The organism is Methylobacterium sp. WL64 (genome assembly GCF_008039945.1).
GTDB lineage: Bacteria > Pseudomonadota > Alphaproteobacteria > Rhizobiales > Beijerinckiaceae > Methylobacterium.
Window position 1 is genome coordinate 1 of record NZ_VRVA01000116.1, and the last position, 14559, is coordinate 14559.

Sequence of the window (14559 nt, forward strand, 5' to 3'; positions counted from 1 at the left end):
CAGATGCCGGATACGGGATCGACACGGCCTTCCGCACGGCGCTGACGGCGTTGGGCTTGTCCTACAGTGTGGGTGTTCAGTCCTCGACGAGCCTGTGGCCTCCCGGAACGGCACCCCTGCCGCCCAAACCCTGGAGCGGGCGCGGGCGCCCACCCACCCGGGTGCGACGGAGCCCTGAGCAAAAGCCACTCTCGGCAGAAAAGCTGGCCCGATCTCTGCCGGAGGCCGCTTGGCAGCGTGTCACATGGCGCGCTGGCACGAACGGTCTGCTGACCTCGCGGTTTGCGGCCGTGCGGGCGCGTCCGGCGCAACGGGATGAGCTGCGACACGAGCCACGTCCCGAGGAGTGGGTCCTGATCGAGTGGCCGGACAACGAGGATGCGCCAACCAAATACTGGCTCTCGACCCTGCCGGCAGAGACGCCCCTGGCCGTGTTGGTCGGCCGGACGAAGCTGCGCTGGCGTATCGAGCGGGACTACCAAGAGCTCAAACAGGAGATTGGGCTCGGCCACTACGAGGGGCGAAGCTGGCGGGGCTTCCATCATCACGCCAGCCTATGCATCGCGGCCTACGGGTTCCTGGTCTCCGAGCGGGACCGCTTTCCCCCCTCGGAACCAGAGTTCACCGAACGGCAAGCGCTTGCCCTACCCGCCAGTTATAGACCCCGCGGTGCTCCCGATCCGGCCCGAGCGACACGTGCCTGACTCCATCGCAACCTTGCGCCTGAGGCTAACACGGGCTCTCGTTCGTTCCCTGCACCGATGTCCCTGTTGCCAACAAAAATTCATGACACAGTAGTACTAGTGCCGCAACAAGGCACCGGTCATCGCGGAATCCGTCGAACCGGCCCCCTGCCAACACCGCTTGCCAGGCGTTCGCGCGCTGCCAAACCTGACCGATCTGGACGGTCATGGCTCACGAGGAACCCACCGTGCCGCGCCCGGGATTTGCTGAAATTCCCCGTCCCGTGGCTTGCCAGTCGCCGCGCCGACCCGCAGTCGCCGGTCGCCATCGTCCCGGCGGCTGCCCGGTTCAGGTCCATGGGGCACCTCGGGTAGCTTGATCCATCCATGACAAAGTCGCGCCTCTGCCTTAGCGTTCGTTACAGGCGCAGCCAACCCGCACGCCGGCTTCCCGCTAAAGATCGAGAAGAGACATGGCTTTGGCTCACGGTAACCTGGCGTGGGCACAGTTGTTCGGAGGATTGAGCCGGAACGGCTTGGCGTTGAACGTGCAGATACGCCGCACGATCGTGGCGGCGATCGAGGCGGGCAACCTGCCGCCGGAAGTTCGCATGCCTTCGAGCCGACAGCTGTCGGTTCTGCTGGGCATCGCCCGCAACACCGTCGTGTCGGCCTACGAGCAGCTTATCAACGAGGGCTTCCTCGTGGCACGCCAGCGCAGCGGGATCTTCGTTGCCGCCGAGCGCGCGCCGCCGCTGGCAGAGCTATGCAGACTCGAATCGGCTCAGGGCTGGTCGGCGCGATTCGCCGTTCGTCCTTCGGAAATGCAGCAGATCACCAAGCCGCGCGACTGGATCAACTATCCATACCCGTTCGTCTTCGGACAGTTCGACCCAACACTGTTTCCAGCAAACGACTGGCGCGAGAGCGTCCGTGCGGCATGCAGCGTCGCTGAGATCAACGTCTGGGCAGGCGACTTGGTAGACGAGGACGATCAAGACCTCATCGAGCAGTTGCGCCTCCAGGTGCTTCCCCGCCGCGGCATCCTGGCGAGTGCCGATGAGATCATGATCACTATCGGCTCACAGCAGGCGCTTTGGCTCCTGGTGCAACTGTTCGTCGGCCCGAACTCGTCTGTCGGCATCGAGGATCCGGGCTATCCCGACATTCGCAACATGGTCCGCATGAGGACGTCGCGCCTAGAGGCACTCCCGGTCGACGGCTCGGGCCTCGTGCCCGACGCGGCGTTCGCACGCTGCCAGATCGCGTTCGTGACCGTGGGCCATCAGTGCCCGACCACCGCCATCATGCCGCTCTCCCGGCGACGGACCTTGTTGGAGGTCGCCGGCCGACATGACGTGGTCCTCGTCGAGGATGACTACGACGCCGACCTGTCGTTCGAGAGCGGGATCGAGATCCCTTGCCTGAAAAGCTTGGATACGGACGGACGGGTCGTCTACGTGGGCAGCTTCTCCAAGGTCCTCGCCCCAGGTCTGCGGGTCGGCTACGTGGTGGCGCCCCGTGCCGTGATAGCCGAACTGCGGGTGCTGAGACGCCTGATGCTGCGGCATCCGCCGTCGAACAACCAGCGCGCCACGGCGATGTTCGTGGCGCTGGGACACTATCGAACCCATCTGCGCCGCACCGCCGCGATATTGGCCGAACGCGCGCAACTGGTGGATGGGCTGCTGACCGAACTGATGCCGGGATGTCGCTGGCGCCGCGATGCGGGCGCAACGAGCTTCTGGGTGGAGGGGCCGCCAGCCTTCGACGCGCGAGATCTCGCCGCGGCGGCGCGGCAGCACGGCGTCTTGATCGAGCCGGGCGACATTTTCTTCGCCGACCCGCGGGCGGGAATAGCCTGCTTCCGGCTCGGGTTCGCCTCGATCCGCACGGAACGCATCGAGGATGGGCTACGGCGGCTCGCAACCCTGATGCCCGCGACGGTCACGCTCCCGCGAAGGGTCCGCGGGGAGGCCTGAGGGCGGCGCGCCGGCGATCGCCGGGGGAGGTCGAGGCGAGGGGGCGGTCAGGTGCCTTTTCACAAATCCTTCCATGACGGATCTCGACACCCTTCGCCCCACGCCTGAGTGTGCGGTCGTTCCAAACATTCCTACGTATGTCGCCATGACGACCGGCGTGATTCCCCTGCATCAACCTCCAACTGATCCGCCCCCTGAAAAGTGGTTCATCGCCGAGTTTCGTGGATCGAGGCGCGTGACGGCTGAGGTCTTGGCGCGGTCGAGTCTGCCTCGCAGATTGGGGCATGACCCAGCTCTTCCCTGTGCCCGGCTGCCGCCTCGTCCGTGTCACGCGGGACGGCCCCACTGCGATCACCCTCGTCGCCGAAGCAAAGCACGACCACGCCTGCTGCCCAATGTGCCGGGCGGTCAGCACCTCGGTGCATAGTCGGTATCAGCGACGGCCTGCCGATCTGCCGGCCAGCGGCAAAGCTGTTCGGCTGCAGTTGGAGGTGCGGCGCTTCTACTGCCGCGACCCGGCCTGCCCCCGCCGCACCTTCGCCGAGTGGTTCCCGAAGCTGCTCGCCCGCCATGCCCAGCGCACCCGCCGACTGGCCGACACGCAGGCCCGAACCGGTCTTGCACTCGGCGGACAGCCAGCCGCCGACCGGTGGCATCTCCTGCTCAACACCCGCCAGATGATCGAGCGCTGGCTCGCCCGTGTACACCCGCGCCTGAAGCTGTCGCCGCCGATCACGGCGCCAGCGCCTTCGACCCGGCGCACCAGAGCCTATCCACGCGCACCCGCCGAGGCGCTCGCCCGTGCCGCGGCGGTCGGTCGGTGGGAGAGGCTCTACGACGACGTCCGTCGCCGCCGCGCAGCCGGGCAGTCGCTTCGGCGCATCAACCGCGAGACTGGCTTGGCGCCGCCACGGTGCGCAAGTACGCCTTCGCCGAGCGCTTCCCACGCCATGGCCGGCGCGGGCCGGGGCGCAGCATCCTCAATCCTCATCTCGACCACCTGCACGCCCGCCACGGCGAGGGCTGCGAGAACGCCGCGCAGCTCTGGCGCGAGCTGCGGGTCTGCGGCTTCCCCGGCACCGTGAAGCAGATCCGGCGCTGGCTATCCGAGCGGCTTACGCGGCCGGGCACGACCACAATCCGGCGCCTTCAGACGCCATCGCCCATGGTGCAGGCCACGCCACCGTCACCGCCGCTGCTGCCCTCGCCGAAGCAGTTGTCGTGGCACCTCCTGCGCGAGCCAGATGATCTCGACCTCGACGCCGCTTCTGTGGCCGCGCGCGTGCTGCAGGATGACGAGGCTGCCAAGGTCGTCGACCTCGGCCGGCGGTTCTGTCGAATCGTCCGCAGCCACTGCGGCGCGGCGCCGGCCAAGCCCGGCATCATCACCACCTTCGACGCCTGGCTCTTCGACGCCCGTGCCTGCGGCGTGCAGGTCGAGAGCTTCGCTGCAAGCCTCGGTCAGGACGGGGCCGCGGTCCGCGCCGGCCTTCGCCTGCCCTGGAGCAGCGGACAGGACGAGGGGCAGGTCAACCGCCTCAAGCTGCTCAAGCGCTCCATGTACGGCCGCGCCAAGCTCGACCTCCTGCGTCGCCGCTTCCTCCTCGCAGCATGATCCACCAAACTTGGCGAAGAGCCACTTCAATGGGGGCCGATCAGACGCGGCATCCGCCTTGCGGTCGCGCCGCCCGGTGCCGGCAAGCAGGCGCAGGCCCCGGGACAGGGTGCAGGCCTCCCAGTTCGCGAATCGCTTGCCCGAACCGGCCCCAGCGAACTCCGCAAGATCGTGGGTGAGTTCCGAGCAGGGTGGCTCGCTTCGCGTGATTCAAAGAAGGGACATCGAGAGGTGTGCATCTCGACGAGGCCCAGCTGAGATGACCGGACCTCCTGCGCAAGCGTGCCCGGACGCCGGGCCGCCACGCTCGGATTAGCGGTCTGGATCAGTTCGCGCGGAAAAGCGGTCGCGAGCGGTGAACCGATCAGCCGGCAGCCCTGTGACCGGCCGACGATAGATGTGCCCAGCCAGAAATCCGTGCTCGATCTCGATCTGATCCTCGTCGAGGTCGACATACCAGCAGCGACGGCTGCCGCTCCAGCGATAGCGGCGGGCCTTCAGCAGGTCCTTGGTTTCGATCGGCGAGCCCTGGGCCCACAGCCGCACGGTAGGCTTTCTGGCAGTCTCCAGCAGAGCCGACAGCGTCAGCGTGCCGGAAATTCGCAGCGGCTTGGCGAGCAGCGCGAGCAGAGCGTGGCAGTCGTCGATCGCGCGATGCCCACGGTGGAAGAAGCCGTAGTCGGTCAGCAGGTAGCCGAGCTTCATGCCCTCATGGCCTTCAGCCCGCCAGGGGATCTGGTGACAGGAGCAAGCCCAGTTTTTCTCCTGGAACACCGGCCAGCGCGGCTCGCACATTTGCCGGTCGAAGCTGGCGTTGTGCGCGATCACCACCGCGGCGTCAGCCGCAATTCGCGCCACGGCCGCGTCGTCGATCTGCTGCCCGGCGACATCGGCATCGCTGATGCCGGTCAGGCGAGCAATTTCGGACGGGATCGGTTTCAAGGGTTGGTGCAACTGGTTGAGGGTGTCGAGCACGCGGTAGATCCGCCCGCTCAAACCGTACTCGAACTTCAGGATACCGAGCTCGATCACCTCGTCCGCGGCGAAGTCGGTACCGGTGGTCTCCACGTCGACGACGAGGCCGACGAACGTCGGCTCGTCCGGCGCCTCCGGGCGGTCCGCCAGCGGCTCCAGCCGGCGCAGCACGCGATAGTCACCTGTGCCTTCGAGCACGGCGGCAATGTTGTCGAGGGGATGGCTCACGTGGCGGACGACCCAGGCTTGGCTCTCCAAGGGGCCGCGGCTTTCTGCACAGCGCCCGAAGCTTGAGCCTAACCGCAGCTCTTTGTCAGCGGCCAGCCTGCTGATTCGGTTTCCACAACCATCACGGGGTGACGAGTAAGCTTGAGTCAGCGCGACATCTCGTCAGTACGAGCCGGCTTCATGCCATCGGCCGATCATAGCCAATCGCGTTCGATGCTATCCGGCCCCGTCGGCAGGACACAAACTGGACACTGCCTACTGCGAATTCCGCTAAGTAATTGAAAACCTTGGCGCGCCCTACGGGAATCGAACCCGTGTTTTCGCCGTGAAAGGGCGACGTCCTGGACCGCTAGACGAAGGGCGCTTTGGCTAGGCCGGGGTTCTATAGTCGGCGGCGGCGCGTCCGGCAACCGTCGATCCGCACGCGGGCTCGGGTTTGACCCCGGGACGGGTTGGGGCGATGGAGGGGCATGCCGCAGATCCCGCCCCGCATGACCCTCGTCCTCGGCGGGGCGCGTTCCGGCAAGAGCGCCTACGCGGAGGGGCTGATCGAGGCCTGCCCCGGCCCGTGGCTCTACCTCGCCACCGCGCAGGCGTTCGACGGCGAGATGGTCGCGCGCATCGCCCAGCACCGCGCCCGGCGCACCGGAGCGTGGCGGACCCGCGACGTTCCGCTCGCTCTGCCGGAGGCGGTTGCCGAGGCCGAGGGGGCCGTCCTGGTCGATTGCCTCACCCTGTGGCTCACCAATCTGATCCTGGCCGAAGCCGACCTGGAGGACGCGGTGGCGCGGCTCATCGCCGCCTGCGCGCGGGCGCCGGGTCCGCTGGTGCTGGTCGGCAACGAGGTCGGGCTCGGGATCGTGCCGGACAACGCCCTCGCCCGCCGCTTCCGCGACGAGGCCGGGCGCCTGCACCAGCGGCTCGCCGCCCGGGCCGACCGGGTCGTGCTCACCGTGGCGGGCCTGCCGCTCGTGGTGAAGCCGCAAGCCCCCGTACAAGCCCTCATTCCCGGAGCCTCCGCATGAGCGACGACGCGACCCGCCACCGCGAGAAGATGGAGAAGCGCAAGGCCGTGCAGGATGCCGAGGTGGCAGCCAAGACCGTCGAGAAGGGCCTGCTCATGGTCCATACCGGCCCCGGCAAGGGCAAGAGCACGGCGGCGCTCGGGCTGATGCTGCGGGCGCTGGGTCGCGGCTGGCGGGTTGGCATGGTCCAGTTCATCAAGGGCGGCTGGGATACCGGCGAGCGCCACGCGGTCGCGGTGTTCGGCGACAAGGTCGCCTGGCACACGCTGGGGGAGGGGTTCACCTGGGAGACCCAGGACAAGGCCCGGGACATCGCCGCCTGCCGCCACGCCTGGGACGTGGCCGAGGGCCTGATGGCCGATCCCACGATCCGCCTGCTCGTCCTCGACGAGCTCAACATCGCCCTGCGCTACGAGTATCTCGACCTTGATGCCGTGGTCGCCGCGCTGCAGGCGCGCCGGCCGGACCTGCACGTGGTCGTCACCGGCCGCAACGCCAAACCGGCCCTGATCGAGGCCGCCGACCTCGTCACCGAGATGGGCAGCGTGAAGCACCACTTCTCGGCCGGCGTGAAGGCTCAGGAGGGGATCGAGTTCTGAAGCCCACGCGCAAGAAGGCCCTGATGATCCAGGGCACCGGCTCCGATGTCGGCAAGTCGCTGCTCGTGGCGGGGCTGGCGCGCGCCTTCACCGACCGGGGCTTGGCGGTGCGGCCGTTCAAGCCGCAGAACATGTCGAACAACGCCGCCGTCACGCCGGATGGCGGCGAGATCGGCCGGGCCCAGGCGCTCCAGGCCCGGGCCGCCCGGGTGGCGCCGTCCGTGCACATGAACCCGGTCCTGCTCAAGCCCCAGAGCGAGGTCGGCTCCCAGGTGGTGGTGCAGGGGCGGATGGTCGCCACCGTGAAGGCCCGCGACTACCAGGCCTGGAAGCCCCGGCTGATGCCCGCCGTCCTGGAGAGCTTTTCGCACCTGGCCGCGGAGGCCGATCTCGTGCTGGTCGAGGGCGCGGGCTCGGCCTCCGAGGTGAACCTCCGGGCCGGGGACATCGCCAATATGGGCTTTGCCCGGGCCACCGACACGCCGGTGGTGCTGGTCGGCGACATCGACCGGGGCGGAGTGATCGCCAGCCTCGTCGGCACAAGGGCGGTGATCGATCCCGCCGACGCCGCGATGATCGCCGGCTTCATCGTCAACCGCTTCCGGGGCGACCCGAGCCTGTTCGCCGACGGGATGCGGCTGATCGCCGAGCGGACCGGCTGGGCGCCGCTCGGCCTCGTGCCGCACTTCCCCGCGGCCGCGCGCCTTCCGGCCGAGGACGTGCTCGGGCTGGCGAGTTCCGGGCCGCGCCCGGCCGGGACCGTTACGGTGGCGGTGCCGGTGCTTCCGCGCATCGCCAATTTCGACGACCTCGACCCGCTCCGGGCCGAGCCCGGGGTGTCGGTGGTGCTGGTGCGCCCCGGAACGCCGATCCCGGCGGACGCCGCCCTGGTCCTGCTGCCGGGCTCCAAGACCACCATCGACGACCTGGACTTCTTCCGGGCCGAGGGCTGGGACGTCGATCTGCGCGCCCATGTCCGGCGGGGCGGGCGGGTGCTCGGCCTGTGCGGCGGCTACCAGATGCTGGGGCGCAGCCTCGCCGATCCGCACGGGATCGAGGGGGCGCCCCGCACGGTGCCGGGGCTCGGGCTCCTCGACGTCGATACCGTGATGACACCGGACAAGCGCCTTGCCGAAGCCACCGGCACGAGCCTGTCCGATGCGGTGCCGTTCTCGGGCTACGAGATGCATATCGGCGCCACGCACGGCCCCGACGCGGCCCGGCCGCTGCTGCGGCTCTCCGACGGGCGCACCGACGGGGCGGTCTCGGCGGACGGGCTTGTGGCCGGGACCTACGTGCACGGGCTGTTCGCACACGATGCCCAGCGCGGGGCTTGGCTCGCCCGCCTCGGCACGGTCTCGGAGGGGGCGGGCTACGAGGCCGGGGTCGAGGCGGCGCTCGACGGCCTGGCGCGACACATCGCGGCCCATGTCGACTGCGACCGGCTGCTGGCGCTTGCCCGGTAGGCGAGGGCCGGGCCAGGGATTACTCTGTGTAATGCCGGCCCTCGCCACGAGGGGCCGCACGGACCCAGAGGAAACGCCAGATGCCCCCCACGCAATCCCCGGCTGGGGAAGATTTCGCCGAGAGCACCGTCCGCACGGTGACATTGCGGCTGATGCCGCTGCTCGGCCTCCTCTACCTGATCGCGTATATCGACCGGCAGAACGTGTCCTACGCCAAGCTGGACATGGTCGGCAGCCTGGGTCTCAGCGAGACCGCCTACGGCCTCGGCGCGTCGCTGTTCTTCCTGGGCTACTTCCTGTTCGAGGTGCCCGCCAACGTGTTCCTCGAGCGGGTCGGCGCACGGGTCTGGTTCGCCCGGATCATGTTCACCTGGGGCATCGTCACGCTCCTCCTCGGCTTCACCCAGAACGCCGCGATGTTCTACGTGCTGCGCTTCCTGCTCGGCGCCGCGGAGGCCGGCTTCTTCCCCGGCGTGCTGTTCGCGCTGACCCTCTGGTTCCCGCAGGAGCACCGGGCTCGGATGATCGGCTGGTTCATGATCGCCAGCGCGGTGGCCAACGCGGTGGGGGCGGCGATCGGCGGGGCGCTGCTCGGCCTCGACGGGGTCCTGGGGCTGGCGGGCTGGCAATGGGTGTTCCTGGCCACCGGGGCGCCGGCGATCGTGATGACCGCGATCGTGCTGCTGGTCCTACCGAACGGCCCCGAGACGGCGCCCTGGCTGTCCCAGGACCAGCGCGACTGGCTCGCTCGGACGCTCCGGGCCGAGCGCGAGGGCGGCGGCCTCGTGGATCACGGCAACCCCTTCGCGGCGCTCCTCGACAAGCGCGTGCTGATGCTCGCCGGGGTCTACGTATCGCTGCCGCTGGCCGCCTACGGGCTCGGCTACTGGCTGCCCACGGTGGTCAAGGGCTTCGGCGTCTCGAACCTCACCAACGGCTTCCTGAACATCATCCCGTGGGTCGCCACGGCCGTCGCCCTGTGGTGGGTCCCCCGCCACGCCGCCCGCACCAACGCCCAGGGCAACGCCCTGACCTGGCACGTGGTCGGGCCGGCGCTGGTCGGGGCGACCGGGCTGGCGTTGAGCGTCATCCTGCCGGGCAACGCCGTGAAGTTCGCGTGCCTGTGCGTGGCGGCGGCCGGGACGTTCTCGGCCCAGCCGGTATTCTGGTCGATGCCCGCGACCTTCCTGCGCGGGGCGACCGCGGCGGCCGGGATCGCGGCGATCAACTCGGTCGGCAACCTCGGCGGCTTCGTCGCGCAGAACATGGTCCCGTTCATCCGCGACCAGACCAAGAGCGACCTCGTGCCGATGCTGTTCCTGTCCGCCTGCCTGGCGATCGGCGCCGGGGCGATGTTCGTGGTGCTCTCCGCCCTGCGGCGGGATGCGGCCAAGCGCGGGGCGACGACGACGAGGCCCCGCGCCGCCTGAACATCGGTCGTCATCGCGCGTTATCCTTTATCGTGCCGCTCAATCCGGCACGATGATGTGACCTCGCGCTCCCGCGGGACATCATCGATGAGGGTACCGCAATGAGCGAAGGCATTCCGCTTCTGATCCTCGCCCTGGGCACTCTGGGCGGCGTCTGGTTCCTGGCCGCCGCAGCACGGAAGCAGGTCGCCGACGCCAAGGGTTCGCCGGAACGCTCCAGCGTGATCCGCGATCACGGCGGCGCGCCGCGCCAGAACATGCCAGGCACGGAGCACTGACGGATCAGCCGGCGGCGATCCGCCGGCAATGGTCGAGGGCGGCGCCGATCAGGTTGTCGCTGGCCTCGGGCGTGCGGAAGGCCGAATGCGCCGACAGGACGACGTTCGGCAGGCCCGCGAGCGGGTGGTCGGCGGGAAGCGGCTCGACCGCGAACACGTCGAGCCCGGCCGCGGCGATCCGCCCCGTGCGAAGCGCCTCGACGAGGGCATCCTCGTCGATCAACACCCCCCGGGCGGTGTTGATCAGGATCGCGCCGGGCTTCTGCGCGGCGATGCGCGCTGCCGACAGGAAGCCGCGGGTCTCGTCGGTCAGGAGCAGGTGGAGCGAGACCACGTCGCTCTCTTGCAGCAGCTGTTCCAAGGACACGAACGCGACGCCCTGATGCGTCTTCGGGGTCCGGTTCCAGGCCAGCACCCGCAGGCCTGCGCCGTGGCAGAGCCGTGCCATCTCGCCCGCGATCCCGCCGAAGCCGATCAGTCCGACGGTCTTGCCGGTGAGCTGGATCGCCTCGGTGCGGAGCCACCGCCCCGCCCGCATGGCCCGGTCCATCTCGGGCAGGCCCCGGGCGGCGGCCCACATCAGCGCGAAGGCGCATTCCGCGACCGCGGTGTCGCCGTAGCCCTTGATCGTGTGGACCGTGACGCCGCATGCGGTCCGGAGCGCTTCCGGGTCCATGTAGCTGCGGGCGCCGGTGCCCAGGAACACCACGTGCCGCAATCCCGTGCAGGCGCGGGCCACGTCGACCGGGAGAGCGGTGTGGTCGATCACCGCGATCTCTGCGCCGGCCAGCAGGGCGGGCAGGTCCTCCGGGGCGATGTCGGGCTGGAGGTTGATCGCGAACCCGGGATCGTCCGGCCGCAGCAGGCGGTGCGCCACCGCCGCCAGGGTCTCGCTGGCATCGACGAACACCGCACGCATCGGCTTCTCCCTGACCGCTCAACCCAGCGTAGCGCATCCTCCCGAAAGGCGGGTCCCGGCTTTCGAAAAAAATGATGCAACCCAGAGCCCTGGCGCAGGCCGTGCCGTCGGGTCAGCCCAGCACGGCGAACCAGAGGGCGAGCAGGGCCAGGACGAGGCCGCCCTGAAGCAGGCAGGCCGTGCGGTAGAGGGTCAGGGCCCGGGCGATGTCGTCGGCCGTGGCCTCGGCTCGGCCGTCGCCCATATGCGCGTCGGAGACGCGGGTGCCGTCATAGACCCGCGGACCCGCGAGCCTCAGGCCGAGCGCACCGGCCATGGCGGCTTCGGGCCAGCCGGCATTGGGCGAGCGGTGCCGGCCTGCATCGCGGGCCATCGCCCGGAGGCCGCCGCGTGCGTCGGCGCCGCGCAGGAGCGCCGCACAGACGATCAGCAGGCCGGCGAGCCGGGAGGCCGGCAGGTTCACCAGGTCGTCGAGCCGGGCGGCCGCCCAGCCGAAGGCCGCGTAGCGCGGGCTGCGATGGCCGATCATGCTGTCGGCGGTGTTGATCGCCTTGTAGAGTGCGCCGCCGGGCAGGCCCAGACACCCGATCCAGAAGGCCGGCGCCACGATCCCGTCGGAAAAATTCTCCGCCAGGCTCTCGATGGCGGCGCGGCACACCGCCGGCGTGTCGAGCTGGTCCGGGTCGCGCCCGACGATCATCGACACGGCGCGGCGCCCGGCCGCCAGGCCGCCGTCGCGCAGGGCAGTCTCCACGGCCGCGACGTGGTCGTTGAGGCTGCGTTGCGCCGGCAGGCTCGCGCAGAGCAGGCCGAGCAGCAGGAAGGCGGGGAGGGGACCCGCCCACAGGGCGAGGCCGGTGAGCGCCCAGGCCGGAAGCCCCGTGATCGCCAGAAGAAGCACCAGCGCGACGCAGCCCGCGACCCGGCGGCGGCGCCCGGAACCGCGATTCAGGCCACGCTCCAGCCAGGAAATCAGCCGGCCGATCCAGGTGACAGGGTGGCCGATGGCCTTGTAGAGCGCGTCCGGGTAGCCGGACGCCGCCTCGATCCCGAGGGCGAGGGCGAGGATGGCGAGCGTGTCGGGCGGATGGACCATCGTTTCTGGAATCCCGCTCCGAGGCCGGGGGCGATCCCGGGTGTCATCCCCCATGGCGGCGATCTCGGAGGGCTCCGGGACGCCTTTCCAGACGCGCCGGAACCCTGGCTCGACCTCTCGACGGGGATCAATCCGGTCCCGTATCGCGTGCCGCCGGTGGAGGCCAGCGCCTGGACGCGGCTTCCCGCCGCCGCCGAGGTCGAGGCCCTACGGGAGGCGGCCGCGGCGGCGTACGGGGCTCCGGGCGCCGCTCAGGTCGTGCCCGCCCCCGGCACCCAGATCCTGATCGAGACCCTGCCCCGGATGGTGGCCCCGACCCGGGTGGCGGTTGTCGGCCCGACCTATGCCGAGCACGCCGCCGCCTGGGCGCGGGCGGGGCACGCGGTGGCGCAGGTCGACGGGATCCAGACGGTCGGCGATGCGGCCGTCGCGGTGCTGGTGGATCCGAACAACCCGGACGGGCGGACCCATCCGCTCGCCGATCGGCTCGCCTTGGCGGAAACGCTGCGCGCCCGCGGCGGCCTGCTGGTCGCCGACGAGGCCTTCGCGGACCTGGAGCCGGTGGCGAGCCTGTGCCCGCATGTCGGACCTGGGCTCGTGGTGCTGCGCTCCTTCGGCAAGACCTACGGGCTCGCCGGCCTGCGCCTCGGCTTCGCGGTGACGGATTCCGGGACGGCGGGCCGGATCGCCACGGCGCTCGGTCCCTGGGCGGTGTCGGGGCCGGCCCTGGCGATCGGGCGGGCGGCCCTGGCGGACGTGGACTGGCGCGCGGAGGCGGCCCGGTCGCGGGCGGCGGATGCGGGCCGCCTCGACCGGCTGATCGCCCGCGGCGGCGGAACCGTCATCGGCGGCACCAGCCTGTTCCGCACCGCAGACTTCGCGGACGGCCCGGGCCTGTACCGGCGGCTCGCCGAGGGCGGCATCGCGGTGCGGCGCTTCCCCGAGCGGCCCGAGCGCCTGCGCTTCGGCCTGCCGGCCGGGAAGGCGGCGTGGTGTCGCCTGTCGCGGGTGCTCAGGTAGACGGCGCTGCCAGCCCGTGCCGGTCGCGGGCCGCCACCAGCACGGCCAGCACCGAGAAGACCAGCCCCACAGCGCAGACCCCCGGCCAGCCGACCATCAGGAACGCCTGCGAGCCCGCGAAGGCGCCGAGCGCCCCGAACACGAACAGGGTCGTGAACAGCACGGTGTTGATGCGGCCCCGGGCCCCCGGCACCAGGGCGTAGGCCCGGGTCTGGTTGGCGATGAGCGCGCCGTTCATGCCGATATCGATCAGCAGGACGCCGAGCCCGACGGCGACGAGCGACCACGTGCCCCCGGCCCACAGCACCAGGAACGACAGGGCGACCATCAGGCTGCCGCCGAGCACCACGGGCCGGGCGCCACTCCGGTCGGTGAAGCGGCCCGACACGGGGGCGACGAACGCGCCGCAGACCCCGATCACCCCGAACAGCCCCGCCCCGGCGGCGGACAGCCCGAAGGGCGGGCCCTCGACCAGCAGCGCGAGGGTCGCCCAGAAGGCGTTGAACGCGGCGAACAGCAGCGCCTGCGACAGGCTCGCGGTGCGCAGGACCGGCTGCGACCGGGCGAGGTGCAGGATCGACAGCATCAGGGCACGATAGCGCAGCGGATGGGTCTGCGGCGTGTGCGGCAGGGTGGCGCGGGCGATGCCCGCCATGACGAGCGCCAGGAGCGAGGCGGCCAGGAACACCGCCCGCCAGCCGAGATGCGCCCCCAGGAACCCGCTCGCCGTGCGGGCGAGCAGGATACCGGTGAGCAGTCCGGTCATCACCTGGCCGACGATCCGCCCGCGGCTCGCATCCGGGGCAAGCTCGGCCGCGAACGGCACCGCCTGCTGCGCCGCGCAGGCGAGGACGCCGACCACCAGATGGGCCAGGGCCAGGCAGGCGAGGTTTGGCGCGAGGCCGACGGCGAGCAGTGCCACGGAGAGCCCGAGGCATTGGGCCACGATCAGGCAGCGGCGGGGCAGGGCGTCGCCCAGGGGCACGAGCCCGATGATGCCGAGCCCGTAGCCGACCAGGGCCGTGGTCGGCACCCAGAGGGCGGCGGCGTCGCCGAATTCGGATACGATCAGGCCGAGCAGCGGCTGATTGTAATAGATGTTGGCGACCGCCCCGCCGGCGATCAGCGTCAGGCCGAGCCGGGCCTTCGCGTCGAGGATGGTGGTCACGGCAGGATCGGGAGCAGGCGGGCGCGCCGCCGCGGGAGGGCCGTGATGGGGGCCATCGTGAGGTCCGTACGGGGG

Annotated in this window: 12 protein-coding genes, 1 tRNA gene and 1 pseudogene; 9 read left to right on the top strand and 5 right to left on the bottom strand. The window is 70.4% G+C overall.

Annotated elements, in window-relative coordinates; all coding sequences use genetic code 11:
- The 3 genes and pseudogenes from FV242_RS27810 to FV242_RS27820 all read left to right on the top strand — a co-directional run.
- Positions 1–704: IS701 family transposase (locus tag FV242_RS27810; protein ID WP_147941196.1), on the top strand; the 704-nt coding region annotated here is incomplete at its 5' end.
- A gap of 452 nt (positions 705–1156) precedes the next feature.
- A complete protein-coding gene (locus FV242_RS27815) occupies positions 1157–2665 on the top strand; it encodes a PLP-dependent aminotransferase family protein (protein ID WP_147941197.1) in 1509 nt (502 codons plus the stop codon).
- 284 nt (positions 2666–2949) lie between these two features.
- Positions 2950–4280 (top strand): annotated as a pseudogene (locus FV242_RS27820) (transposase family protein).
- A 312-nt stretch (positions 4281–4592) separates the two neighbouring features.
- On the opposite strand, the gene FV242_RS27825 reads toward FV242_RS27820, so the two are convergent.
- Both FV242_RS27825 and FV242_RS27830 read right to left on the bottom strand, forming a co-directional pair.
- Entirely contained in the window at positions 4593–5483 is an 891-nt protein-coding gene (locus tag FV242_RS27825; protein ID WP_147941198.1) for a 3'-5' exonuclease, read from the bottom strand.
- Positions 5484–5771: 288 nt separating this feature from the next.
- Positions 5772–5847, bottom strand: a tRNA-Glu gene (locus tag FV242_RS27830).
- A gap of 106 nt (positions 5848–5953) precedes the next feature.
- Here FV242_RS27830 and cobU point away from each other — a divergent pair.
- The 5 genes from cobU (at position 5954) to FV242_RS34850 (ending at position 10281) form a co-directional block, all read left to right on the top strand.
- Positions 5954–6508: a bifunctional adenosylcobinamide kinase/adenosylcobinamide-phosphate guanylyltransferase gene (gene cobU, locus FV242_RS27835; protein ID WP_187193610.1), complete on the top strand. Its 555-nt coding sequence runs from the start codon at positions 5954–5956 to the stop codon at positions 6506–6508.
- On the top strand, positions 6505–7107 hold the full coding sequence (cobO, locus tag FV242_RS27840; RefSeq protein ID WP_147907675.1) for a cob(I)yrinic acid a,c-diamide adenosyltransferase: 603 nt from the start codon (positions 6505–6507) through the stop codon (positions 7105–7107). Before cobU ends, cobO begins: the two co-directional genes overlap by 4 nt.
- A 23-nt stretch (positions 7108–7130) precedes the next feature.
- On the top strand, positions 7131–8573 hold the full coding sequence (locus tag FV242_RS27845) for a cobyric acid synthase (RefSeq protein ID WP_147941199.1): 1443 nt from the start codon (positions 7131–7133) through the stop codon (positions 8571–8573).
- A gap of 80 nt (positions 8574–8653) precedes the next feature.
- Positions 8654–10003: an MFS transporter gene (locus FV242_RS27850; protein ID WP_147941200.1), complete on the top strand. Its 1350-nt coding sequence runs from the start codon at positions 8654–8656 to the stop codon at positions 10001–10003.
- A gap of 101 nt (positions 10004–10104) precedes the next feature.
- Positions 10105–10281, top strand: coding sequence for a hypothetical protein (locus tag FV242_RS34850; protein ID WP_187277872.1), 177 nt, complete (start codon positions 10105–10107; stop codon positions 10279–10281).
- Positions 10282–10285: 4 nt separating this feature from the next.
- Here FV242_RS34850 and FV242_RS27855 read toward each other — a convergent pair whose 3' ends face one another.
- Positions 10286–11200, bottom strand: a complete 915-nt coding sequence (locus FV242_RS27855; protein ID WP_147941201.1) for a D-isomer specific 2-hydroxyacid dehydrogenase family protein — start codon at positions 11198–11200, stop codon at positions 10286–10288.
- Between the two features lie 112 nt (positions 11201–11312).
- A complete protein-coding gene (cbiB, locus tag FV242_RS27860; RefSeq protein ID WP_187278592.1) occupies positions 11313–12296 on the bottom strand; it encodes an adenosylcobinamide-phosphate synthase CbiB in 984 nt (327 codons plus the stop codon).
- Between cbiB and cobD the strand changes: the two genes are divergently transcribed.
- Positions 12288–13316, top strand: a complete 1029-nt coding sequence (cobD, locus tag FV242_RS27865) for a threonine-phosphate decarboxylase CobD (protein ID WP_147941202.1) — start codon at positions 12288–12290, stop codon at positions 13314–13316. The genes cbiB and cobD overlap by 9 nt on opposite strands.
- Here the strand turns inward: cobD and FV242_RS27870 are convergent.
- Positions 13309–14484 (bottom strand): MFS transporter, encoded by a 1176-nt coding sequence (locus tag FV242_RS27870; protein WP_147941203.1) that lies wholly within the window; start codon positions 14482–14484, stop codon positions 13309–13311. The genes cobD and FV242_RS27870 overlap by 8 nt on opposite strands.
- Between the last annotated feature and the right edge of the window lie 75 nt (positions 14485–14559).

What these genes read in the sequence shown, in the direction of transcription:
- FV242_RS27815 (WP_147941197.1), top strand. Translation starts at nt 1,157, where the DNA reads ATGGCTTTGGCTCACGGTAACCTGGCGTGGGCACAGTTGTTCGGAGGA.
- cobU (WP_187193610.1), top strand. Translation starts at nt 5,954, where the DNA reads ATGCCGCAGATCCCGCCCCGCATGACCCTCGTCCTCGGCGGGGCGCGT.
- cobO (WP_147907675.1), top strand. Translation starts at nt 6,505, where the DNA reads ATGAGCGACGACGCGACCCGCCACCGCGAGAAGATGGAGAAGCGCAAG.
- FV242_RS27845 (WP_147941199.1), top strand. Translation starts at nt 7,131, where the DNA reads ATGATCCAGGGCACCGGCTCCGATGTCGGCAAGTCGCTGCTCGTGGCG.
- FV242_RS27850 (WP_147941200.1), top strand. Translation starts at nt 8,654, where the DNA reads ATGCCCCCCACGCAATCCCCGGCTGGGGAAGATTTCGCCGAGAGCACC.
- FV242_RS34850 (WP_187277872.1), top strand. Translation starts at nt 10,105, where the DNA reads ATGAGCGAAGGCATTCCGCTTCTGATCCTCGCCCTGGGCACTCTGGGC.
- FV242_RS27855 (WP_147941201.1), bottom strand. Translation starts at nt 11,200, where the DNA reads ATGCGTGCGGTGTTCGTCGATGCCAGCGAGACCCTGGCGGCGGTGGCG.
- cobD (WP_147941202.1), top strand. Translation starts at nt 12,288, where the DNA reads ATGGACCATCGTTTCTGGAATCCCGCTCCGAGGCCGGGGGCGATCCCG.
- cbiB (WP_187278592.1), bottom strand. Translation starts at nt 12,296, where the DNA reads ATGGTCCATCCGCCCGACACGCTCGCCATCCTCGCCCTCGCCCTCGGG.